General features: G+C 70.1%; 22 protein-coding genes and 1 tRNA gene. 12 read left to right on the top strand and 11 right to left on the bottom strand.

The features are described from left to right. Window positions 1-20: 20 nt before the first annotated feature. Complete coding sequence (locus MO1_RS05140; protein WP_036312078.1) at window positions 21-1,406, bottom strand: hypothetical protein; 1,386 nt, start codon at window positions 1,404-1,406, stop codon at window positions 21-23. After that, window positions 1,403-1,768 carry a PadR family transcriptional regulator gene (locus MO1_RS05135; RefSeq protein WP_036312076.1) on the bottom strand — a complete coding sequence of 122 codons (366 nt, stop codon included), beginning with the start codon at window positions 1,766-1,768 and terminating at the stop codon, window positions 1,403-1,405. Before MO1_RS05135 ends, MO1_RS05140 begins: the two co-directional genes overlap by 4 nt. A gap of 114 nt (window positions 1,769-1,882) precedes the next feature. Between MO1_RS05135 and MO1_RS05130 the strand changes: the two genes are divergently transcribed. From MO1_RS05130 to MO1_RS05110, 5 genes are read left to right on the top strand one after another with little or no spacing between them, the layout of a single operon-like run. Continuing rightward, complete coding sequence (locus MO1_RS05130) at window positions 1,883-2,656, top strand: SDR family NAD(P)-dependent oxidoreductase (RefSeq protein WP_036312074.1); 774 nt, start codon at window positions 1,883-1,885, stop codon at window positions 2,654-2,656. An 8-nt stretch (window positions 2,657-2,664) separates the two neighbouring features. Then, entirely contained in the window at window positions 2,665-3,291 is a 627-nt protein-coding gene (locus tag MO1_RS05125) for a TetR/AcrR family transcriptional regulator (protein WP_052009467.1), read from the top strand. Continuing rightward, window positions 3,272-4,051, top strand: a complete 780-nt coding sequence (locus tag MO1_RS05120; protein WP_060915390.1) for a hypothetical protein — start codon at window positions 3,272-3,274, stop codon at window positions 4,049-4,051. Before MO1_RS05125 ends, MO1_RS05120 begins: the two co-directional genes overlap by 20 nt. Further along, the gene (locus tag MO1_RS05115; protein ID WP_060915389.1) at window positions 4,048-5,313 is read left to right on the top strand and encodes an aminotransferase class III-fold pyridoxal phosphate-dependent enzyme; all 1,266 of its coding nucleotides are present in this window, start codon (window positions 4,048-4,050) and stop codon (window positions 5,311-5,313) included. Before MO1_RS05120 ends, MO1_RS05115 begins: the two co-directional genes overlap by 4 nt. Before the next feature lies 1 nt (window position 5,314). Next, on the top strand, window positions 5,315-6,466 hold the full coding sequence (locus tag MO1_RS05110) for an MFS transporter (RefSeq protein ID WP_060915388.1): 1,152 nt from the start codon (window positions 5,315-5,317) through the stop codon (window positions 6,464-6,466). An 8-nt stretch (window positions 6,467-6,474) separates the two neighbouring features. Here the strand turns inward: MO1_RS05110 and MO1_RS05105 are convergent, their stop codons facing one another. Then, window positions 6,475-7,113, bottom strand: a complete 639-nt coding sequence (locus tag MO1_RS05105; RefSeq protein ID WP_060915387.1) for a TetR/AcrR family transcriptional regulator — start codon at window positions 7,111-7,113, stop codon at window positions 6,475-6,477. 47 nt (window positions 7,114-7,160) lie between these two features. Between MO1_RS05105 and MO1_RS05100 the strand changes: the two genes are divergently transcribed. The 3 genes from MO1_RS05100 to MO1_RS05090 are packed head-to-tail and all read left to right on the top strand — an operon-like array spanning window position 7,161 to window position 10,203. Then, window positions 7,161-7,835 (top strand): class II aldolase/adducin family protein, encoded by a 675-nt coding sequence (locus tag MO1_RS05100; RefSeq protein WP_036312064.1) that lies wholly within the window; start codon window positions 7,161-7,163, stop codon window positions 7,833-7,835. Then, window positions 7,832-8,644, top strand: coding sequence for an aminoglycoside phosphotransferase family protein (locus tag MO1_RS05095; protein ID WP_060915386.1), 813 nt, complete (start codon window positions 7,832-7,834; stop codon window positions 8,642-8,644). Before MO1_RS05100 ends, MO1_RS05095 begins: the two co-directional genes overlap by 4 nt. Beyond that, window positions 8,641-10,203: a glycerol-3-phosphate dehydrogenase/oxidase gene (locus MO1_RS05090; RefSeq protein ID WP_060915385.1), complete on the top strand. Its 1,563-nt coding sequence runs from the start codon at window positions 8,641-8,643 to the stop codon at window positions 10,201-10,203. The genes MO1_RS05095 and MO1_RS05090 overlap by 4 nt, the downstream gene beginning before the upstream one ends. A gap of 36 nt (window positions 10,204-10,239) precedes the next feature. On the opposite strand, the gene MO1_RS05085 is transcribed toward MO1_RS05090, so the two are convergent. From MO1_RS05085 to galU, 4 genes are all read right to left on the bottom strand, one after another. Next, window positions 10,240-10,315, bottom strand: a tRNA-Ala gene (locus MO1_RS05085). Between the two features lie 54 nt (window positions 10,316-10,369). Then, on the bottom strand, window positions 10,370-11,365 hold the full coding sequence (locus MO1_RS05080; protein WP_255209228.1) for a large exoprotein: 996 nt from the start codon (window positions 11,363-11,365) through the stop codon (window positions 10,370-10,372). A gap of 72 nt (window positions 11,366-11,437) precedes the next feature. Further along, window positions 11,438-12,058, bottom strand: coding sequence for a GNAT family N-acetyltransferase (locus MO1_RS05075; protein WP_036312055.1), 621 nt, complete (start codon window positions 12,056-12,058; stop codon window positions 11,438-11,440). A gap of 22 nt (window positions 12,059-12,080) precedes the next feature. Further along, window positions 12,081-12,959 carry a UTP--glucose-1-phosphate uridylyltransferase GalU gene (gene galU, locus MO1_RS05070; protein ID WP_036312457.1) on the bottom strand — a complete coding sequence of 293 codons (879 nt, stop codon included), beginning with the start codon at window positions 12,957-12,959 and terminating at the stop codon, window positions 12,081-12,083. 77 nt (window positions 12,960-13,036) lie between these two features. Between galU and MO1_RS05065 the strand changes: the two genes are divergently transcribed. From MO1_RS05065 to mscL, 3 genes are read left to right on the top strand one after another with little or no spacing between them, the layout of a single operon-like run. Then, the gene (locus tag MO1_RS05065; RefSeq protein WP_036312052.1) at window positions 13,037-13,627 is read left to right on the top strand and encodes a 5-formyltetrahydrofolate cyclo-ligase; all 591 of its coding nucleotides are present in this window, start codon (window positions 13,037-13,039) and stop codon (window positions 13,625-13,627) included. 14 nt (window positions 13,628-13,641) lie between these two features. Next, window positions 13,642-13,914 carry an FmdB family zinc ribbon protein gene (locus MO1_RS05060; protein ID WP_036312049.1) on the top strand — a complete coding sequence of 91 codons (273 nt, stop codon included), beginning with the start codon at window positions 13,642-13,644 and terminating at the stop codon, window positions 13,912-13,914. Window positions 13,915-13,948: 34 nt separating this feature from the next. After that, complete coding sequence (gene mscL, locus MO1_RS05055) at window positions 13,949-14,404, top strand: large conductance mechanosensitive channel protein MscL (RefSeq protein ID WP_060915383.1); 456 nt, start codon at window positions 13,949-13,951, stop codon at window positions 14,402-14,404. Window positions 14,405-14,408: 4 nt separating this feature from the next. On the opposite strand, the gene MO1_RS14710 is transcribed toward mscL, so the two are convergent. After that, window positions 14,409-14,585, bottom strand: a complete 177-nt coding sequence (locus MO1_RS14710) for a hypothetical protein (protein WP_164499347.1) — start codon at window positions 14,583-14,585, stop codon at window positions 14,409-14,411. Further along, window positions 14,575-18,267 carry a DEAD/DEAH box helicase gene (locus tag MO1_RS05050; RefSeq protein WP_060915382.1) on the bottom strand — a complete coding sequence of 1,231 codons (3,693 nt, stop codon included), beginning with the start codon at window positions 18,265-18,267 and terminating at the stop codon, window positions 14,575-14,577. Before MO1_RS05050 ends, MO1_RS14710 begins: the two co-directional genes overlap by 11 nt. A gap of 193 nt (window positions 18,268-18,460) precedes the next feature. Here MO1_RS05050 and MO1_RS05045 point away from each other — a divergent pair, with 193 nt between their 5' ends. Then, window positions 18,461-18,985, top strand: coding sequence for a methylated-DNA--[protein]-cysteine S-methyltransferase (locus MO1_RS05045; RefSeq protein ID WP_060915381.1), 525 nt, complete (start codon window positions 18,461-18,463; stop codon window positions 18,983-18,985). Window positions 18,986-19,046: 61 nt separating this feature from the next. Here MO1_RS05045 and MO1_RS05040 read toward each other — a convergent pair whose 3' ends face one another. Continuing rightward, entirely contained in the window at window positions 19,047-20,666 is a 1,620-nt protein-coding gene (locus MO1_RS05040) for a monocarboxylic acid transporter (protein ID WP_060915380.1), read from the bottom strand. Continuing rightward, window positions 20,663-21,013, bottom strand: coding sequence for a DUF485 domain-containing protein (locus MO1_RS05035; RefSeq protein ID WP_174520547.1), 351 nt, complete (start codon window positions 21,011-21,013; stop codon window positions 20,663-20,665). Before MO1_RS05035 ends, MO1_RS05040 begins: the two co-directional genes overlap by 4 nt. Between the last annotated feature and the right edge of the window lie 70 nt (window positions 21,014-21,083).

Genomic DNA, 21,083 nt, shown 5'->3' with positions numbered 1-21,083 from the left:
TTCGACCCCATTACCGAGACCTACGCCGTCGCGCCGCCTGGGATGGCGACGGACCCGTCGACGGCGCGTCGACGGCGCCACGGCAGCACGAGGACGACGAGCGCCACCACGGGCGCGCTGAACGCGAGCATCGGCGTGAGCGCGAGGCCGAGCACGACGGTGTAGGCGAGCGCGATCCCCGCACCGACGCCGATCCGGATGCCGGTCCCCACCGGCATCCGGGCAGCGATCCACCAGGCGACGCCGACACCGACGGACGCGGCTGCCCCGACCCACCCGACGGAGAGATCACCGGAGCCGTCGGTGGTGAGGTAGTCGGCCGAGATGAGCGCGAACCCGGTGGCCACGGCGGTGACCGGGATCCAGACATCCCGCGCAGACGCCCGCCGGGAACGGCGCAGCACGAAGCCGAGCGCGACGACCGCCGGGATCATGCTGACGCCGAGGATCGCGATGCCCTCCCGCATCGCCGCGGTCGCGTCGCCCCGCGCCGTCGGTGACCACCCGGCCCCCGCGAACGCCCACGCGATCCCGAGCGCGCCACCGGTCAGCGCGACACCGGCGAGCAGGCGACTGAGGGGTGCTCGCCGCGTCACCGGCGGGCCGATCGGTGCGGGCGCGACACGCGCGACCACCGCCGCGTCGTCACGGCGGACGCCACGCACGCGGGGCAGCGCAGCGACGATCAGCACCACGATCGCGACGACCGCCGTCGTCGCCGGCGAGAAGAAGACGAGCCCGCCGACGAGCGGACCGGTGATGGCGGCCAGGACCACGGCGAGAAGAGTCGCCCCCGACCGCGACACCCCCGTGCGCTGGAGAACGGGCAGGAGGACGACGACGAGCGCGACGACCGTGAGAAGCAGGCCGACGGCGCCGAGCGGTGCCGTCGCTGCCGCCAGTCCGGTCTGCGGCAATCCGGCGTCGGCGGCGTCGAATCCGCGGCTCCAGCCGACTCCCGCGAGTCCCCCGCAGGCTCCCGCGACCGCCGCGCACGCGGTGGCGACGAGCGTCGGGCCGTCCCGCAGCAGGGAGGCCGCGCGGAGGAGCGCGAAGAGCGCGATGCCGGTCGCCGCGGGAGCCACTCCCGTCATCGCGAACAGGGCGACTTCGTGCACCGGGACGCTGCCCGCGTCGCCGCCGGTGACCAGCAGGATGCCGCTCTGACCCACCACGGTCGCGAGGAGCGCGACGGATGCCGCGACGAGCGCCGCCGTCGCGCCGAAGCGAGCTCCCAGACCGTGCACGAACGCTGCGCGGGACTCGGCGGCGGTCGGCCGAGACCGTCCTGTCCGCTCAGCCTCGTCGAGCATCATCGCGAGCAGAACATCGCCGTGCTCCCGGCGCCAGGAGGGCGGGTACCAGCTCAGCACGCGTCGGAAGCGCCGCTCGTCGAGCCCACTCATGCGAACGCCGTCCGGGCCACCGCAGGGCGCGCGGCGCCAGGTCGTCGGGCGGCGGCCAACCGCTCCCTCGCCACCCGCGCCTGGTGCTCGAGAGCGGTGATCTCAGCAAGCAGGGCCGCGCCACCGGCATCCTCGATCGCGAAGTACCGCCGCGCGCGCCCACCGACGACCTCCTCGCCGTCGGCGCGGATGAGACCCTCGCGCTCGAGGCGCTCGAGCGCGGCGTAGAGCGTCGTGACCTTCATCGCTGCCCGGCCTGAGGAGGCCGCGTCGACCTCGCGAAGGATGTCGTACCCGTGTCGCCGTCCCCCGGCGAGCGCCGTGAGGATCCAGAAGGCCGTGAGACCGAGAGGGGATGCCATGGGTCATTCATACTCCATCGGCGGGCATATTCCCACGGGTGATCCTTTACGCAGCCCATCCGCGTCGCCATACTGAGTGCACTTGTTCATCTGTACAACTCTTCTGGAGGCGCCATGCCCGGAGCGATCGTCATCACGGGAGCAAGTTCGGGGATCGGCGCCGGGTTCGCCCGCCGCTACGCCGCGCGGGGTCACGACGTCGTCCTCGTCGCCCGTCGAGCCGACCGACTCGAAGCCCTCGCCGAAGAGCTCCGCGGGCTCCACCGCATCGACGCGACCGTCCTCGCCGTCGACCTCACCGACCCGGCCGCGCCCGCCGCCATCGCCGCGGAACTCGCCCAGCGCGGCATCCGCCCCGCCGGTCTCGTCAACAGCGCCGGCTTCGGCACCGCATCCGCCTTCGCCGACGAGGATGCCGCCCGCGTCGCCGCCGAGGTGCAGGTCAACGTGCTCGCCCTGACCCTCCTTACGCGGGAGCTCCTTCCCGACCTCATCGCCGCGCGCGGCGTTCTCGTCAACGTGTCGAGCAACGCCGGGCATCAGCCACTGCCGGGACTCGCCGTCTACGCCGCGACGAAGGCGTACGTCACCTCGCTCACCGAGGCGATCTGGCAGGAGACGCGGGGTACCGGCCTCACGGTCCTCGCCCTCTGCCCCGGCCCGACCGAGACCGAGTTCTTCGCCGTCGCGGGCTCGGAGACCTTCAAGGTCGGCGCGTCGAAGACCGTCGACGACGTGCTCGACGAGGCCTTCGACGCCCTCGACTCATCGGACCCGTCGCCCGTCCGAACCGTCGGCGCCGCCAACCGCGTGCAGGGCTGGGTCGCCCGCGTCTCCCCCCGCCGCCTCCGCCTGTTCGTCGCCGCCCGCGCGGTGGGAGGCTCCTGATGCGACGGATGCCGCCCGAAGAACGCCGTCACGAACTCGTCGCAGCCGCGATCCGCGTCATCGCCCGGCAGGGCGTGGCCGCCGCGACGACCCGCGCGATCACGGCCGAAGCGGGGATGCCACTCGGCGCATTCACCTACATCTTCGGCACGCAGGACGAACTCATGACCGCTGTCATCGACACCGTCATCGAGCAGGAGCGGTTCGCCGCCGAGTCCCGCGCGATCGATCCGACCTCCCTCGCCTCGGCGATCCGCTCGGGCCTCGAGGGCTACATCGATCTGCTCGAACGCGACCCCGCCGACGAGATCGCACTGCTCGAACTCGCCCTCGTCGCGCGCCGCCGTGATCCGCAGGGGCAGATGCGCGCGCAATGGGAGACGTACTACACCGCCGCCGAGCAGGTCCTCACCTACGCGGCCGAGATCACCGGTAATCGCTGGACGCAGCCCGTCGCCGATCTCGCGCGTCACCTCGTCGTCGTCGTCGACGGCATCACGACGACGTGGCTCGCCGACGGAGACTCGGATGCCGCGCGCCGCACGGCATCGTTCGCTGCGGCCGCGTTCGCCGCGGCATCCGCCCCACTCGGGGCACCGACCGAAGGGAGTCCCCGTGCTGACGGAGATCGATGACCGCGTTCTCGCGGCGGTGAACCTGCACGCCGTCCTCGGCGCGCTCCCGAAGCTGTCGGAGGTCGCCCCCGACGCGTCGTGGCTGCTCGCCGGTCTGCCGCAGCCGGTGCTGTTGACGGCGCGGATCGTCGGCGGCGAGGCGATGAGCCTCGTCTTCGCTCGGGACGGCATCCGCCCCGCGGACGGCGATCACAGCGGAATGACGCGAGCCACACTCGTGTTCCGCTCCCCCGCGCATCTCAACGCGGTCCTCGACGGCAAGGGGTCTCCCCTCCCGCTCGCCGGTCCCGCGGGGCTCCGCTTCCTCACACAGGTCTTCACCCCGGTCAGCGATCTGCTGGGTCGCTACCTGCGTCCGGCCGACGCGGACCTGACCGATCCGGCGTTCACCGATGCGCACCGCGTCCTGCTCCTCGAGGTGGCCGTCGGCGCGATCACGATCGTCGCGAACCGCGACCGGTCCGGGCGCTTCAGCGCCGAGCAGATGTCGGACGGCGACCTCGACATCGCGGTGGGCGATGCGCTCCGCCACCGTCTGCGGGTGCGTGAGCACACGCTGTCGCGCGTCCCGGTGACGGATGCCGCGCCCCGCGCCGTCTTCCGGTTCGCCGACCTGCAGACTGCGGGAGACGTCCTCGCCGGTCGCGAGAGCGCGCTCGCGTGCGTCGGCGACGGTCGTATCGCCATCCGCGGCTACATCCCCCTCGTCGACAACACGAGTCGCATTCTCGACCGCGTCGGCCACTACCTCGGAAAGTGAGCTCCTCCGTGTACACCTTCGACAAGAGCCTCGCCGCCTTCCGCCGCGCCCAGCAGGTGATCCCCGGCGGCATCCCGGGTCACCTCGGCCCGACCGAGGGGCTGCACCTCCCGAATGACGGCTTCCCCAAGTTCGCCACCCGCGCCCAAGGGACCCGGTTCTGGGACCTCGACGGCAACGAGTTCATCGACTGGATGTGCGGGTACGGACCGAACATCCTCGGCTACAACGACCCGGACGTGGCCGCGGCCGCTCAGGAGCAGGCGAAGAAGGAGGACGTCGTCTCGCTCCCCTCGACCGTCATGATCGACTTCGCCGAGATGCTCGTCGATCAGGTCGCCAGCGCCGACTGGGCGATGTTCGCCAAGAACGGCGGCGACACGACCACGCTTGCGATCATGACCGCGCGCGCCGCGACACTGCGGAAGAAGGTCGTCTTCGTGAAGGGTTTCTATCACGGGGTCGCGCCGTGGACGCAGAAGCTCGATTATCCGGGCGTCCTCGAAGAAGACGTCGCGAACAACCTGTACGTGCCGTGGAACGACCTCGATGCCCTCCGCACCCTGCTGTCCGAGAACCGGGGCGAGGTCGCCGCGCTCATCTCGACGCCGTACATGCACGGCAATTTCGTCGACAACCAACTGCCTGCCGAGGGCTACTGGCAGGCCGTACGGAAGCTCTGCGACGAGCACGGCGTGGTCCTCATCGTCGATGACGTGCGCGCAGGCTTCCGCCTCGACCTCGCCGGCAGCGACCATTACTTCGGTTTCGAAGCCGACCTCATCTGCTTCTGCAAGGCGCTCGCGAACGGCTACAACGTGTCGGCGCTTCTCGGACGCGAGGCGCTGAAAGAGGCCGTGAGCTCGATCACCTACACGGGCAGCTACTGGATGAGCGCCGTCCCGTTCGCCGCCGGCATCGCGACGCAGAGGAAGCTCCGCGAGCTCGACGCGCCGGCGCTCTTCGAACGCCTCGGCACGCGCCTGACCGACGGGCTCACCGAGGCCGCCTCCGAGGCCGGGTTCACGCTTGTCGCCTCAGGGGCTCCCGCACTCTTCTACCTGCGCGTCGCCGACCCGGCCGACTCACTCATGCTGCACCAGGACTGGATCGCCGAGTGCGTGAGGCGCGGGGCGTACCTCACGTCGCATCACAACCACTTCCTCAACGCCGCGGTCACCGAGGCCGATGTCGACCGGACGGTCGAGATCGCCGCCGACGCCTTCGCCGCCCTCCGGACGCGCCACCCCGCGGTGGTGTGAGGTGACCGGGACGACGACAGCACCCGCGACGACCGGCAACGTCCTCGCAGTCGCGACGGTCTACGGCCTGCAGGGACTCGGGTACGCCGTCATCGTGACGGCTCTCCCCGCGTTCCAGGAACGCACCGGATTGGATGCCACGGGCATCGCCGCGATCCTGCTCGGCGTGTGCGTCACCGCGGCGCTCGGCTCGCTCGGCGCCGACGCGATCGCCCGGCGTGCGAGCAGCCGTCACGGGGTCATCGTCGGCCTGTCGCTGCAGGCGCTGGGACTCGTGGCCACGGCGTTCTCGCCCGGAACGGTTGTGCTCGCGGCATCCGTCCTCGTCTACGGGCTGGGACTCGGCCTCATCGACGCATCGTCCAACATGCAGGGCGTGCTGGTTCAACGGGGCCGTGCGACTCCGCTGCTCGGCCGGTTCTTCGCCACTCTGACCGCGGGGTCCATCGTCGGGGCGCTCGGGATGGCGGGGATTCTCGCCGCGGGCGCCCCGGCCTTCGCGACCCTCGTCGGTGCGGCGGTCCTGCAGATCGCCTTCCTCCTGGCGGTGTCCGGTCGCCTCAGCAGGGAGCGAGCGGCACAGTCCTCCGAATGGAGCGGCCCCCGCGGGCCGCGTCTCGATGCCCGCGCCATCACGATCGTCGGGCTCGTCATCCTCGCCGCCTACACGGTCGACTCGGCGGTGAGCTCGTGGAGTTCCGTGCACCTTCGCGCGATCGGCGCCGCCGTCGCGATCGCACCCCTCGGCCTCGCGGCCTACCAGGGCGGCGTCCTGGCGGCGCGACTGGCGACGGATGCCGTGGTCCGCCGCATCGGCCGCGGTCGCCTTTTGGCAGTCAGCCTCGTCCTCGGAGTGATCGGGGCGCTCATCGTCGCCGCCGTCCCCTCCCCCGTCGCCTCGATCGTCGGCTTCGCGATCAGCGGCGTGGCCGTCGGTGCGCTCGTCCCGATCGCCTTCGGCCTCGCCGGAGCGATCGATCCGGGGCGCAGCGACGAGGTGATCGCGCGGGTCAACCTCTTCAACTACGCCGGGGCAGTCCTCGGCGCTGTCGGCGTCGGTGTCCTGACCGACGTCACCGGATCGGGGCTCGCCTTCCTCCTGCCGGCGCTGTTGCTGGTCGCAGCGGTGCCCGCCTGGCGACGCGCCGCCTGAGGATCGGGTCAGGCTCCGAGCGACGCGCGAAGCGACCGTTCGAGTTCGGCGAGCAGCACCGTGCGCTCGCTTTCCGGCGCCGAGAACGCCTCGTGCAGTACGGCGTCGGCCGACGCGAACGCGACCCGTGCCATCGCCGCGCCGCGCTCGTCGTCCACTCCGTCGAGCACACCCGACTCGCGCAGCAGCGTGTGCACGCGGTCGGCCATCGCGCGCTTGTGGCGGCGGCGCGCGGCATCCGCTTCTGCGGAGATGGCGACGGTGCCGAGCGACCGAGCGGACTGCTCGTCGCGGTACACATCCGCCACCGCACCGAGAACCTGCCCGACCGGATCCTCGGTGCGCGGATCAGTGCGGATCCGGTCGATGGCGTCGTCGAGGAGCCGTTCGAGGCGGTCGTGGTAGCGGGAGACGATGGCCGCGAGAATCGCCTCCCGGTCAGGAAGGTACTGATAGAGCGCCCCGACGCTGACACCCGCGTCGGCCGCCACGCGCGGAAGTGTGACGACGTCGACGCCCTCTCGCAGTACGAGGGACTCCGCCGCCGCGATCGCCTGGGCGAGCTTCTGCCGAGACCGCTGCTGTGTGGGTGTGCGGCGCAGGCCGAGCGCTGCCCAGTCTTGGGCGGTGCCGTCAGTGGTGTCCATAAAAATCAAACTTGACTTTGGTTAGGGGTGGCGGCAACGTTAGCAGCATGACGACGACGTCGCACCATCATGACCTCCGCACGTCTGTGGCCGCGGCATCCCGCACCCTCGCCGGTCACGGACTCCTCATCGGAACCGCCGGAAACGTCAGTGCGCGCGAGGGCGACGTCGTGGCTGTCACGGCGACGGGCGTGGTCCTGGCCGACGCCACTCTCGACGACGTCACCGTGGTCGATCTCGACGGCGCTGTGATCGAGGGCACCCTCGCCCCGACGTCGGAGCTCGCGCTGCACCTCGGAGTGCTGCGGTCCGCGCCGCCCGAGAATGTGTCGGCCGTGGTCCACACGCATGCGCCGAACGCGACGGCGCTGTCGCTCGTCCTCGACGAGCTTCCCGTCGTGCACTACCAGCAGCTCATCCTCGGCGGTCCGCTCCGCGTCGCGCCCTTCCATGCCTTCGGCACTCCCGAACTCGCCGCCGCCGTCGGCGCCGCACTCGACGGCCGCCTCGCTGCTCTGATGGCCAATCACGGCACGGTCGCGCTGGGGCCGAACCTCGCCACCGCGATCGAGCACGCGCTGCTGGTCGAATGGCTCGCCGAGCTGTACCTGCGCGCGGCGACCGTCGGCACTCCCCGCTCACTCGACGGCGCACAGCAGCACGCCGTCATCGCGCACGCCACACGCCTCGGCTACGGCGCGACGAAGCCGGTGACGGCATGAGCGCCCTCGGCGGACTCGTCGCTCACGGGCGTTCCGCGGACGTCCACTCGCTGACGGACTCGACCGTGGTGAAGGTGTTCCACGACGACTGGGGCAGTGAGGCGATCGACCGTGAGGTCGAGGACGCCACGGCCGCTTTCGAGCTCGGCCTCACCCCGATCCGTTGCCATGGCCGAACGGATGCCGACGGCCGCCGCGCGGCGATCTTCGACCGCATCGAGGGTGTCGCCCTGACGACCGTCGCCGAGAAGAATCCCCTGAGGATGGGGCGGGTCGCCCGTGCGCTCGCGCAGGAGCACGCACGCATCCACCGGGTGTCGACCGATCGCTTCCCCGATGTCCGTGACGTCGCGGCCGACCTCGTCGGCACGGCGCCTTTGGCTGCCTTCACCGCCCGCGAGCGCGGCGCGCTGCTCGACCACCTCGCGTCGTTGCCGGGCGGCGACAGTGCGCTGCACCTGGACTTCCACCCGATGAACGTGTTCCGCCATGGCGGCGGCATCGCGACGATCGATTGGCAGTCGACCGCGTGCGGCGATCCGGCCGCCGACGTCGCGATGACGCGCCTGCTGTTCACCGAGGCCGAGCTCTTCCCGGGCGCGACCCGGGCGCAGCTGCTCATCTACGGCGCCGCGCGCGGCGCGATGGGCCGGATGTATCTCAGCGAGTACCTGAGAGTTACCGGCATGACGACGGCGAGCCTCGATCAGTGGGCGACGGCCGCGCGTGTGCTGCGGCTGGGGATGCTCGACATCCCGAGCGAGCGGGAGCGTCTCGTGCACGGCATCCGTTCGGTGATCTCACGATGACCACGACGGTCCGCCGGTCACTGCCGGCCGAGGGCGAGACGGTCGACGTCCTCATCGTGGGCGGCGGGATCACAGGAGCGGCGATCGCGTACGAGGCGGCGAGTCGCGGCCTCTCGGTGGCGCTCGTCGAGAATGGCGATTTCGGCGCGGCGACCTCGGCCGCGACGGGAAAGCTCATCCACGGCGGGCTCCGGTACCTGAAGAACCTCGAGGTCGGGCTCGTGCGGGAGTCCCTCGCCGAGCGGCGGACGCTGTCGCGGATCGCACCGGGACTCGTGTCCCCCGTCGCCATGGTGCTGCCTGACCCCGGCCTCATCGAGCACGTCGGGCTGACCGCGTACGACCTGCTGTCGTTCGACCGGAACCGCGTGGCGGCGAGCCACCGCATCCCGCGTCATCGGAGCCTCAGCCGCGTCGAGCTCCGCCGCCGCGGGCTCGGGCACCTGGAGCACGGCATCCTCTTCCACGACGCGATGATGCTCTCACCCGAGCGGCTCACGTTCGCATTCGTCCGCTCCGCCGTCGCGCACGGCGCGACCGTCGCGAACTACGTCCGCGCGGACGGCCTCATCGCCGCAGGCGGTCGCGTCCGCGGCGCGCGCGTCACCGACCTGGTGACGGGAACGCCGCACGAGATCCGTGCGCGCGTGACCGTGAACGCGAGCGGCCCCTGGGCGTACGACGTGCTCGCAGGCGAGGGGCTGTTGCAGGATGCCGCCGGCCCCCGTCCGCAGGTGCGCTCCGAGGGCATCTACCTGCTCACGAAGCCGATCACCGAGACGATGGTGCTGACGGTCTCGTCCGGTGGTCATTTCAGCTTCGCGCCGTGGCGCGGTCGCACCCTCATCGGCCCGACCGAGACGCCGTACACGGGTGACGTCGCCGAGTGGCGACTGACCCGCGAGTCGATCGAGCGCTTCCTCGGCGAGATCAACGCGGCAGGAAGCCTCCCGGTCGAGCTGTCGATGGCGGACGTCGTTGCCGCCTACGGTGGCCTCCGCCCCCTGACCGAGACGAGCGGAACCGACACCTACCGCGCCTCGCGCGCGTCGGAGCTCGTCGACCACGCGAAGGACGGTGTCCCCGGCATCGTGACCGCGACCGGCGGCAAGTACACGACCGCGCGGGCCTTCGCCGAGAAGGTCACTCCCGCGCTCGCCCGCTCGATCGGTCGCACGGTCTCCCGGTCCATGACGGCGGACGTGCCGCTCGAGGGCGCAGATCTGACCGACACGGGAACGACCGACCTCATCGACCGCCTATACGGATCGGATGCCGGTGCCCTCCGGGCCGTGGCATCCGAGTCCGACGTCCTCTCACGCGAGGCGACCGACGACGGCGAACTGCTGGCCGGGGTCGCGTTCGCCGCCCGCCACGAGGCCGTGGTGCACCTCACGGACATCCTGCTGAACCGCACCGGTATCGGTCGCCGTGGCGACCCTGGTGACGACGTCTTGACGGCTGCGGCGGATATCGCCGGCTCCGAGCTCGACTGGTCGCCCGAACGGCGAGCCGCCGAGCTCGACACCGCCCGCGCCGCCGTGGGCGTGCCTGTCTAGAAAGCGAAAGACCCCCGCGAACGGGGGTCTTTCCGGTGGTGGACCTGAGGGGATTCGAACCCCTGACCTCTTCATTGCGAACGAAGCGCGCTACCAACTGCGCCACAGGCCCGGAAGCCTCAACATTACCACGGTCGATCCGGCCGCTCGAACGTGAGGCGGGCTCTCACTGCCCCGACGCGCGGCGGGTGAGAAGGTCTCGAACGTGCGCTTCGATCCGCTCATCGTCGGCGGGTCCGGCGAAGGCGACCTCCGCCGCACGGGTGCGACGAGCGGTGTCGATGGAGGGCGGCGCGGACTGAGCGACGCGCTCCCGCAGCGCCTCTTCGACGGCCGCGTGGCGGAGCGCCTCACGGGCATCCGAGGCGTCGAGCAGGGCGGCTGCACGTGAGCCGGCAGACGCGGTGAGCGGGCGTGGCAGCGTCCGCGGAGTCCATTCCACGCGCTCAGATTCGAGCGCCACGTCCTGCAGGGCGGTGGCTTCGCGGACGACCTCGGTCGCCACGACGCGGGATGCCGCGCGTCGTGCGACGGTGTTCATCCGCCCGAGCACGATGAGGCTGCCAACGGCAACGGTGGCACCGGCGGCGAGCACGGTCCAGCCGGTGCCGATCGCGCCGAGGTATCCACCGAGTCCGGCGACGGCCACAGCGACGACACCGATGATCGACGCGATCAGCCGCGCCCGGCGACGCGCCCGAGCGCGACGGACGGCAGGCAGAGCGCGAGCGACGGACGCCTCGACGAGGGCGCGCTCGCGGGCGAGGGCGGCATCCGCTCGCGCCTTCTCTCGCGCAGCTTCCGCGTCGGCGGCGGCACGGCGACGGTCGGCCTTCGCGAGCTCACGGTCGACGGCGGCCTGCGCCTTCGCAGCGGCGAGTTCGGCGCGCGCGGCCTCGAGGCCCACGCTCTCCTTCTCGGCCTGCACACGACGCGCGAGCTTCTGCTGGGCGAGGGCGGTGCGGGCGTTCAGCTCGAGGCGGACCTCGCCCGGCGTCTCGCTCGTCTCCGCGAGGACGCGGAGCGCCTGGTTCAGACGCACAGCGTTACGCTCGGCAGCCTGGTACTGGTACCGGCTGTGCCACGAGGGCAGGAGGTACAACAGCCACAAGAGGACAGCAACGAGGACGATCACCCCGCCACCCATCACCTGCTCACCCATGTCGCTCACCGTATGTTCCCGGAGCGGTGCGACCCCGCATCCGGTGGGCGTGTCTGAACTTCTGGTTGAGGGTTAACGGTCAGCCGGAGGAATGGATGCCGCATCCGCGGGCGCGCGCCCCGCCAACCACCGGTTGAGTACGCCCTCCCGCACCTCTTCGCGAACCAGCGCGAAGGCGTAGTGATCCCGCCATTCGCCGTCGATGTGGATGTAGCGGCGGCGGAGTCCCTCGTACCGGAACCCGAGCTTCTCGACGACGCGCAGGCTCTTCGTGTTCTCGGGACGGATGCAGATCTCCATGCGGTGGAGCCGCAGATCCTCGAAGCACACGTCGGTCGCGAGGGCGACGGAGGTCGGCGTGATTCCGCGTCCTGCGAAGCGTTCGCTCACCCAGTAGCCGATGGTCGCCGACGACAGCGACCCGCGCGCAATCCCCCACACATTGAGTTGACCGGTGATCTCACCGTCGTATTCCATGACGAACGGCACACCGGCGCCGTCGCGATACTGCTGCAGCAGACGTCGGACACCGCTGCGCATGTCGAGCGAGATCGGACCGTCGGGGCTCGTCGCCTCCCACTGCCGCAGCCAGGAGCGATTCTGCTCGAGCTCTGTCTGCAGTGCCTTCGCGTCACGGGGACGCACGAGTCGGATCGAAATCGGACCGTGGGCGCGGACGACCGGACCCTCCATGCCCATCATCGATCCGCCGGGCTCACAGGCCCGATGCGAAGTCCTTCAGCCACGGGCGGAGCTCCGCCCCCAGGTCGTCACGGTCGACGGCGAGCTGCACGATGGCCTTGATGTAATCGGCACGGTCGCCGGTGTCGTAGCGGCGGCCGCGGAAGACGACGCCGAGGACACCCTCGGTCGAGGCGAGCTCCTGCAGCGCATCGGTCAGCTGGATCTCGCCGCCCTTGCCCGGCTCGGTGCGCTCGAGGACCTCGAAGACGCCGGGGTTCAGCACGTAGCGGCCGATGACGGCGTAGTTGGAGGGGGCATCCTCCTTCTTGGGCTTCTCGACAAGGCCCGTGACCTTCACCACGTCGGTCTCATCGGTCTCCTCGACCGCCGCCGCACCGTAGAGGTGGATCTGGTCGGGCGAGACCTCCATGAGCGCGATGACCGTGAGGCCGGTCTTCTGATTCTGCTCGAGCATCTTCTCGAGGAGAACGTCGCGCGCGTCGATCAGGTCATCGCCCAGCATGACGGCGAACGTGCTGTCGCCCACGTGCGAGCGCGCCCGGAGGACGGCGTGGCCGAGACCCTTGGGTTCACCCTGACGAACGAAGTGGATGTCCGCCATCTCCGACGAGTCCTGCACCCGCTTCAGCTTCTCGTGGTCGCCCTTCTTGGACAGGTTCGACTCGAGCTCGGGGACCGAGTCGAAGTGGTTGGAGATGTTGTTTTTGTTGCGTCCCAGGATGATGAGCACGTCATCGATTCCGGCCGCTACCGCCTCCTCGACCACGTACTGGATCGCCGGCTTGTCGACGACAGGCAGCATCTCCTTCGGCATGGCTTTCGTGGCAGGGAGGAAGCGAGTCCCCAGGCCGGCGGCGGGGATGACGGCCTTGATGCGCTGCGCAGACATGACCATCACCCTACAGATGCCGCGGGTCGCGCGGATGACACGTCTGCCGCGCGGGCGTGTCCCTTTAGAATCGGACCATGACCGGCCCGTTGGACACTGAGAAGCGCGCCCTGCGCGCCGAGCTCCGCGAGCGCCGCCAGCAGCGTTCGGCCGCCGCGCTCGAGGACGCAGCCACCGGCGTCCACGCACAGCTCGACGCCCTCGTCGCCACCCACGGCGTCCGATCGATGTCCTGCTTCCTCTCCACACCGACGGAGCCGGGCACACGGGAGTTCATCGCCGCAGCGGTGGCACGCGGCATCCGTGTGCTCCTCCCCGTCACCCGCGCCGACGGGCTCCTCGACTGGGCCGTCGCCGAAGAAGAGGGTGACACCGCAGAAGGACTCTTCGGCCTTCCCGAACCCGTCGGCGAGCTGCTGAGCCCCGTCGCGGTGAACGACGTCGATCTGCTCGTCATCCCGGCTGCCGCCGTCGACAGGACCGGGATGCGGCTCGGCTGGGGACGCGGCTACTTCGACAAGACCATCGGCTCGATGGAGAAGTGCCCACCCGTCTACGCCGTCATCTTCGACTCCGAACTCGTCGACTCCGTGCCGCGCGAGGTGCACGACCAGCCCGTCTCGGGGGTCGTCACCCCCACTCGCACCGTCCTTCTTCCCACCCGCTGATCCCCCGAGGTCTCATGCCCACCTACGCCTACGCCTGCACCTCGTGCGGCCACCGTTTCGACGCCGTCCAGTCGTTCGCCGACGCCGCGCTCACCGAATGCCCCGAATGCGGCGGCACGCTCCGCAAGCAGTACGGCTCGATCGGGGTGACCTTCAACGGCTCGGGCTTCTACCGCACCGACTCACGTTCGTCGAGCGGATCGGCGTCCTCTGGTGAGAGCTCCTCTTCTTCGACATCATCGAAGTCATCTGAAGCATCCGCTTCGCCCGCCCCCGCGGGTTCGTAACTCCGGCCGCAAGCCGGCGTCGGAAGGAATAGCCGTGATCAAAGGCTTCAAAGACTTCATCATGCGCGGCAATGTCATTGACCTGGCGGTCGCGGTCGTCATCGGCGGTGCGTTCACCGCACTGGTCACGGCGATCGTGACGAGCATCATCAACCCGTTGATCGCGTTGTTCTACCTGCCTGACCCGAAAACTGGTGCGATCGGGCCGGTGTTCACGGGACTCCACGGCAAGGCGGTCACCTTCCCGCTCGGCGGTCTGATCACCGCGATCATCAGCTTCTTCGCAGTGGCACTTGTCGTCTACCTCGTGTTCGTCGTCCCCATGAACAAGTGGAAGGAACGCCAGGCCGCGAAGGCCGGCGTCGTCGAAGAGGCCGCGAAGCTTCCGACCGAGGCCGAGCTCCTCATCCAGATCCGCGACCTGCTCGAGCAGCAGCGCGGGACGACGGCTCCGACGCGCTCGACCGAGCCGCCGTCGCCGTCGATCTGACGACTCAGTAGTGCGGCGGGACGTCGTTCCGCAGGCGATCGTCGTTCGGGCCGGATGCCGGGGGTTCCCCCGCCTCCGGCCCGTTCGTCGTCTCGGGGGTCGGGTCCGTCCCGGGCGCGGGCGTCAGTTTGGCGCGCCGGGAGCCCGGCACCCGCTCGACGCGCTGACGCTCAGTCGACATCGATCGGCTGGGTCGAGCCCGGTGCCGACGGCGTCTCGGGCTGAACGCCGATGACACCGGCGATCCGCAGCGCGACGGCCGCGGGGTCGTTGTAGACCTCGAACGCGTGCACGCGGACGTAGTGCCAGCCGAGGCGACGCAGCAGCTGGGGTCGGCGGCGGAGCGTTTCGCGGAGGCTGTCGTGCGTGCTCTCCGGATCGAGATCGGCGACGACTGCTTTGCCCTTGTACTGGGCCACGAGCGGCAGCTGTCCGCCGCGGTAGTCGACGTCGACCGAGACACCGAGGCTCCGCAGGTGCTGCGCGAGCGTGAGAGTCAGGGGGTCGGCGAGGTCTTCCAGTCGCGCGTCGCGCCCGCGGGCGGCGATGCGCCCGAGGATCGACATGAGTGTCGCGGCACCGTGCGTCAGACGCCCCTCGTCGAAAGCGGACGGGCGGATCGACGAAACGATGACCATCGAGCGACGGGCGCGCGTCATCCCGACCGTCAGCAGCCGCTCACCGTCGGGGGTCGACAGGTCACCGAAGTCACTCAGGACACGGCCGTGCTTCGTCAGCCCGAACCCGAGCGAGAAGATGACGCGGTCGCGACTCTCGGCCACGGACTCCTCGAGTCCGAGCACGGCGAACGGCTCGGCCGTCTCGCGACCGATGAAGTCGGCGACGTCGGACCGACCGGCGAAGGCGCTCGACACGGCGGCACGGACACGCTCGGCGTGCCGCGCCGAGGCGGTGACGACCATGAGGGACTCGCCGGGGCGGTTGATCGCATGTTCGACGACGAGGGTCACGACGCGAGCGACCTCGGCATCCGGACTCTCGACCGCACCCGTCTCAGGGTTCGGGGCTCCAGTACCGCCCTCGACGTAGTCGACGCTGAGGCTGCCGCGGCCGAGGTACGACCCCGCCCAGGGGAGGGAGCTGATCGCTCCGCCGTAGAAAGCGTCGTTGACGAGCTCGGCGAGGTCCTCACCGCCGGCGCGGTAGCTGCGCGTCAGGGTCTCAACGGGGATCAGCTCGCTGAGCCGCTCGAACACGCTCGTGTCGTCGAACGGAACCTCGGGCGCCTCGCGGTCGTCGCCCCGGCCCGACCAGAGTCGGAAGGGAGTCGGCTTCTGCGTGACGGGGTCGCCGAACACGACGATCTGACGCGCACGACGAAGGGCCGGCGTCGCCTCCGCGAGGCAGAGCGCAGCGGCATCCGCGATGATGACGACGTCGAAGTCGGGATGGTCGGGCACGTGGGGCACCTCGTACGGCGAGGCGAGCCACACCGGTGCGAGCACGCGCATGAGGCTCGGTGCCGACGCCACCAGTTCGGAGGCCGAGGCCGTTCCGCCGCGGAGCGCCGCCTTGAGGGATGCCGCTTCGCGCGGCTCGTCGACGATCGCGATGCGCCACCGCTTGGCGAGCTCCGACGCGAGCAGCGGGCCCGACGACGCAGCGTGGGCCTCGTCGACGAGACGGAAGTCGCGCTCGAGGCGGTCGAGGACGGTCGTGTTCGCGCCCAGCAACGCGCGGTCCGAGCGCAGCATCGCCTCGAGAGCGGAGCGCCACCACGCGAATTCGAACTCGCTCGCGACCTCGGCCTCGGGCACGTGACGCGTCGAGAGCTCCATGAGGAGCGGCTCGAGACCCAGCTGGGCGAGTTCACCGCGGAGAGCGGCGCGCTCGACCAGGTTGTCGAAGACGTCGGATGCCGCGGCGAGGCCCGCGAGGGTGCGGAGCAGCTGCGGGATGGGAAGCGCGGCGAGCCCGTCGGTGCGACCGAGAGCGCCGTCGAGTTCGCCGAGATCGGCGTTTACGCGCTGCCAGGCGGCGGCGACGTCATCGAGTCCGATCGGGATCTCAGGGGTGACACCGGCGTCGACGAGCTGCTGCCACTGCGTGCGCTGGGTCTGGACGCGGAGGAGGGCTTCGTGCATGTCGGTGACGTGCATCCCGGGGCGCACGTACTCCTTCGAGAGCCGACGGAGCCGACGCCGGTTCGCCGGAGTCATCTGCGCCGAGTCACGTCGCGACGAGTGCGCCGCGATGAGATCGGTGAGGGGACGCTCGAAGACGGTGGGGCTGAACCGGTCGAGCGAGGCGCGGATGCCCTGAAGCAGCTGGACGTACGAGCCCATCTCGGCGATCGTCGTGAACGGCCGCATGCGCGTCTGCGCGATCAGCTCGTAGCCGCGCTCCAGCAACCCGGGTACCTCGGTGCGGTGCAGGCGTCCGGCGAGGGCATGTGCGGCGCGCGCCTCATCCGTCGTCGAGAATGCGACCCCGTACCAGGGCGAGTCGTCGGGACCGATGCGGAACTCGCCCAGGCGAGCGGATGCCGCGAGTGCCTGCGCGGCCTCGACGCGACGAGTCGCGAGTCGCTGCACCGTCGCGAGGTCGAACCGCGTGGTCGCGGACGGCTGGGGCTCGTGCTCGGCGATGCGGGTGAGTTCGCGGAGCGCTTCGAGCGGCGAGACACCGACCGAGCCGTGACGCTGCGTGAGCGCGGAACGGTAATCGCGGAGCACGGTGCGAAGACGAACGAGCGCGTCGTCGACTTCGGCGACCTTGGGCTGCTCGGCCTTCTCATTGCGGGCGATCGCACGGATGAGGTCGCGGTGCAGTCGCGTGGGCGAGACGGCGAGACCCGGCAGTCCGATACCGGTGAGGCGGTGACGCACGCCGTCGAGCGTCGAGCGGCGAGCGCTGACGACGAGGACGCGCTTGCCCGAGCGCACGAGTTCGCCGACCGCGTTGATGACGGTCTGCGTGCCGCCGGTGCCGGGCAGCGTGTGCACGGCGATCGACTGACCCTCGGTGATGCGGGCGAGGACCGCCTCCTGCTCCGCGTCGGCGTCGAGGATGAGTCGGTCCGAGGCCGGCGTGCGGTCGTCGGGGCCGACGGCGTCGGGCTGAGGGCGGACGAACGAGAGCCGCTCACGGTCGGCGGGGTGACCCGCGAGCGCGTTGAGCACGGGGTGGTCGAGGTCGACGGCATCCCGTTCCATGTCGGAGGCGACGTCGGCGAAAGTGGAGACGACCAGGCGCGGGAGCACCGTGAAAGTGGGCACGTGGGCTGTGAGCGCGCGCAGGCGGTCGATGACCGGCTGCGGCTGGAACACGCCGCCGTCGTAGGCCAGGTTGGCGAGCGCGTCGCCGTCGAGGTCGACGCCGAAGTGGATGCGGGCGGCGGTGACGAGCTCGGGGTTGACGTGGAACGGGCCGTGCAGACGCAGGTCGAAGTCGGCGTGGTGCCGGCGGATCGTCAACGGGCGGAGCAGGACGGGAGCCGTGCAGCTTGTGCTGCCGATGCGCCACGAGGCCATGCCGATCGCGAGGTGCACGGTGTCGAGCCCGCGCGAAGTCCGCAGCTCGACATCCTTCGAGGTGATGCGCTCGGCGGCCAGTCGGGCCGTGCGAAGCGCGACCTCGTCGCGGAACATGTTGGACAGAAGTGTCGGCCGGCCGGTGATGAACTGGGGCAGGCTGCCGGGGTGGGCCTTGGTGATGTCGATGCCCGCATCGCCGTCATCGCGGTAATGCAGCAGCGTCGAGGCTCCGCCGAGCTGGGCGGCTTCTTCGCGCAGTCGTTTCCGCTCGGGGACGGCCGCGTGCATGACGAGGACCTCGGGGTCGGACAGCGTCACGTCTGCCGGGGTCACCGCAGACGCTTGCTCGGCTCTCTCGCCGCGCACAGCACCGCTCTCTGCTCGCCACACACGAGAAACATTAGGCGCGTCGGGCTGAGAAAGCGGGACCGACGGCCGAGTTTCGCGGATCGGAGGGCTGGCGGGGTCGCGTTTCCTCCACATCCGTCCCGGGATGCCGCTTCTCCCCCGCCGGGTGCTCCCCCGCTCGGGTCCTTCGCTCGCCCGCCATGATGAGGTCATGACGTTCGCAACCTACTCGGTGCACCCGACACCGATCGGCGAGGCGCTCTCGGTGACGACCGACGAGGGTCTCGTCGCGCTCTCCGTCCTCGACGGTCCCGCCTACGCCGAGGTCGCCCGGCTGAGTCTGCTCCTGCACATGGTGCCGGTGGCTGACGACGAACCCGCGGCATCCCTCGCCGACGAGATCGACGAGTACTTCGCGGGAGAGCGGCGGACGTTCACGACGGCGCTCGATTGGCGCCTCACGGCGGGGTTCTCCCGCCGTGCGCTCGAAGCGATCGCGGAGGTGCCGTATGGGGAAACGGCCTCCTACGCCGAGGTGGCGATCGCGGCAGGGGCACCTCGGGCGCATCGCGCGGTGGGGACCGCGTGCGCCCGGACGCCCTGGTCCATCGTGGTGCCGGCGCATCGGGTGATCCGCAGCGACGGCTCGATGGGCGAGTACGGCGGACATCCCGAGCGCAAGCGATTCCTCCTCGATCTCGAGGAGCGGGTCGTGAGCGAGCGGGGCCGCGCATGACGGAGGCGGGCGGGGACGTGTAGGCCGTCCCTGCCCGCCTCGTCGCGGCATCCGGTGCCGACTAGTGGTCGACCGCCTTTTCAGCGCCGTAGCCGGTCAGCGAGCGGACCTCCATCTCGGCCGCCTTGGTGGCGTCCTCTGCCTTCCGCGAGGTCACCGAGCCGAGCCAGCCGAGGATGAAGCCGACGGGGATCGACACGATGCCGGGGTTGTTGAGCGGCCAGATCGCCATCCCGACGTTCTTGAACACGCTCGTCTCGGTGCCCCAGAACACGGGCGACAGGATGATGAGGACGATGGCCGTTCCGAGGCCGCCGTACATGCTCCACACCGCGCCGCGCGTCGTGAACTTCCGCCAGAAGAGGGAGTACAGGATCGTCGGCAGGTTGGCGGATGCCGCGACCGCGAAGGCGAGCGCGACCAGGAACGCGACGTTCTGCCCCTGCACGCCGATGCCGCCGAGGATCGCGAGCACACCGATCACGATGACCGTGCGACGGGCGACCTTGACCTCGCCGTCCGGCGGGACGTTGCCCTTCTTCACGACGTTCGCGTAGATGTCGTGCGCGAAGGACGCCGCAGCCGTGATCGTCAGACCGGCGACGACCGCGAGGATCGTCGCGAAGGCGACCGCCGAGATGAAGCCGAGCAGCACCGGTCCGCCCAGCGCCGCCGCCAAGAGCGGCGCCGCCGAGTTGACGCCACCGGGCGCCGCCTTGATGGTCTCCGACCCGACGATCGCGCCGGCGCCGTAGCCGAGGACGAGCGTCAGCAGGTAGAAGAGTCCGATCAGCCAGATCGCCCACACGACCGACCGACGGGCTTCCTTCGCCGTCGGCACGGTGTAGAACCGCATCAGCACGTGCGGGAGGCCCGCGGTACCCAGGACCAGGGCGATCGCGAGGGAGATGAAGTCCCACGGGTTGGCCCCGTACTGCAGGCCCGGACCGAGGATCGCGTCCTTCGGGTCGGTCGCCGACTTCTGCACCGCCGACTCGAGGAGCGTGTCGAGGCTGAAGCCGTTGATCGCGAGCACCCAGATCGTCATGACGATGGCACCGCCGATGAGGAGGAACGCCTTGACGATCTGCACCCAGGTCGTGCCCTTCATGCCGCCGATGAGCACGTAGACGATCATCAGCACGCCGACGACGGCGACGACGATCGACTGGCCGATCTGCTCGGTGATGCCGAGGAGCAGCGAGACGAGGCCACCGGCACCGGCCATCTGCGCCAACAGGTAGAAGAAGCAGACCGCCAGCGTGGTGATCGCCGCGGCGAGACGGACGGGGCGTTGCTTCAGGCGGAACGACAGCACGTCGGCCATCGTGAACTTGCCGGTGTTGCGCATGAGCTCGGCCACCAGCAGGAGCGCGACGAGCCACGCGACAAGGAAGCCGATCGAGTAGAGGAAGCCGTCGTAGCCGTTGATCGCGATGGCGCCGACGATGCCCAGGAAGGATGCCGCCGACAGGTAGTCCCCGGCGATGGCGAAGCCGTTCTGCGGGCCGGTGAAGGAGCGACCGGCCGCGTAGTAGTCGGCGGCCGTCTTGTTGTTGCGACTCGCGCGGATGACGATGAACAGCGTCACCGCGACGAACGCGCCGAAGATCGAGATGTTGAGGACGGGGTTGTTCTCCGCAGCGGCGGCGGGTGCCGCAGCGAGCAGGACGGGAGTCATCGCGCCTCCTGGCTTTCGAGGTCGGCACGGATCTCGGAGGAGATCGGGTCGAGCGTGCGGTTGGCGAAGGCGACGTAGCCCATCGTGATCGCGAACGTCGTGACGAACTGGCCGAGGCCCAGGAGCAGGCCGATCGTGATGTGGCCGAACACCTCCTGCGCCATGAAGTCGGGGGCGAACGAGGAGAGCAGGACGTAGACGAAGTACCAGACGATGAAGAGGACCGCGAGCGGGAAGACGACGCTGCGATGCTTCTTCTTCAGTTCGACGAAACGCGGCGATCGCTCGACCGCGACGTAGTCGATGGCACTCCCTTCCACGCCTCCGTGGGGGGACTGGGACGACATGTGGCCTCCTTGCCTCATGGGGTGAGCGACGGTGCTCTGACGGCCGTTCCTGAGAATCGGCCGCGTGGTA

It is taken from the genome of Microbacterium oleivorans NBRC 103075, from assembly GCF_001552475.1.
Classification (GTDB): Bacteria; Actinomycetota; Actinomycetes; order Actinomycetales; family Microbacteriaceae; genus Microbacterium; species Microbacterium oleivorans.
The sequence above is the reverse complement of the archived record's forward strand: the minus strand, read 5'-3'. Positions and strand labels throughout refer to the sequence as shown.

Bases quoted from the DNA above. Each gene is read 5' to 3' on its own strand.
- MO1_RS05075 (WP_036312055.1), bottom strand. From the start codon at position 12,058: ATGGAGGGTCCGGTCGTCCGCGCCCACGGTCCGATTTCGATCCGACTC.
- MO1_RS05125 (WP_052009467.1), top strand. From the start codon at position 2,665: ATGCCGCCCGAAGAACGCCGTCACGAACTCGTCGCAGCCGCGATCCGC.
- MO1_RS14710 (WP_164499347.1), bottom strand. From the start codon at position 14,585: ATGTCGACTGAGCGTCAGCGCGTCGAGCGGGTGCCGGGCTCCCGGCGC.
- MO1_RS05035 (WP_174520547.1), bottom strand. From the start codon at position 21,013: ATGTCGTCCCAGTCCCCCCACGGAGGCGTGGAAGGGAGTGCCATCGAC.
- MO1_RS05040 (WP_060915380.1), bottom strand. From the start codon at position 20,666: ATGACTCCCGTCCTGCTCGCTGCGGCACCCGCCGCCGCTGCGGAGAAC.
- MO1_RS05065 (WP_036312052.1), top strand. From the start codon at position 13,037: ATGACCGGCCCGTTGGACACTGAGAAGCGCGCCCTGCGCGCCGAGCTC.
- MO1_RS05130 (WP_036312074.1), top strand. From the start codon at position 1,883: ATGCCCGGAGCGATCGTCATCACGGGAGCAAGTTCGGGGATCGGCGCC.
- MO1_RS05105 (WP_060915387.1), bottom strand. From the start codon at position 7,113: ATGGACACCACTGACGGCACCGCCCAAGACTGGGCAGCGCTCGGCCTG.
- galU (WP_036312457.1), bottom strand. From the start codon at position 12,959: ATGTCTGCGCAGCGCATCAAGGCCGTCATCCCCGCCGCCGGCCTGGGG.
- MO1_RS05095 (WP_060915386.1), top strand. From the start codon at position 7,832: ATGAGCGCCCTCGGCGGACTCGTCGCTCACGGGCGTTCCGCGGACGTC.
- MO1_RS05080 (WP_255209228.1), bottom strand. From the start codon at position 11,365: ATGGGTGAGCAGGTGATGGGTGGCGGGGTGATCGTCCTCGTTGCTGTC.
- MO1_RS05140 (WP_036312078.1), bottom strand. From the start codon at position 1,406: ATGAGTGGGCTCGACGAGCGGCGCTTCCGACGCGTGCTGAGCTGGTAC.
- MO1_RS05060 (WP_036312049.1), top strand. From the start codon at position 13,642: ATGCCCACCTACGCCTACGCCTGCACCTCGTGCGGCCACCGTTTCGAC.
- MO1_RS05090 (WP_060915385.1), top strand. From the start codon at position 8,641: ATGACCACGACGGTCCGCCGGTCACTGCCGGCCGAGGGCGAGACGGTC.
- MO1_RS05135 (WP_036312076.1), bottom strand. From the start codon at position 1,768: ATGGCATCCCCTCTCGGTCTCACGGCCTTCTGGATCCTCACGGCGCTC.
- MO1_RS05045 (WP_060915381.1), top strand. From the start codon at position 18,461: ATGACGTTCGCAACCTACTCGGTGCACCCGACACCGATCGGCGAGGCG.
- MO1_RS05100 (WP_036312064.1), top strand. From the start codon at position 7,161: ATGACGACGACGTCGCACCATCATGACCTCCGCACGTCTGTGGCCGCG.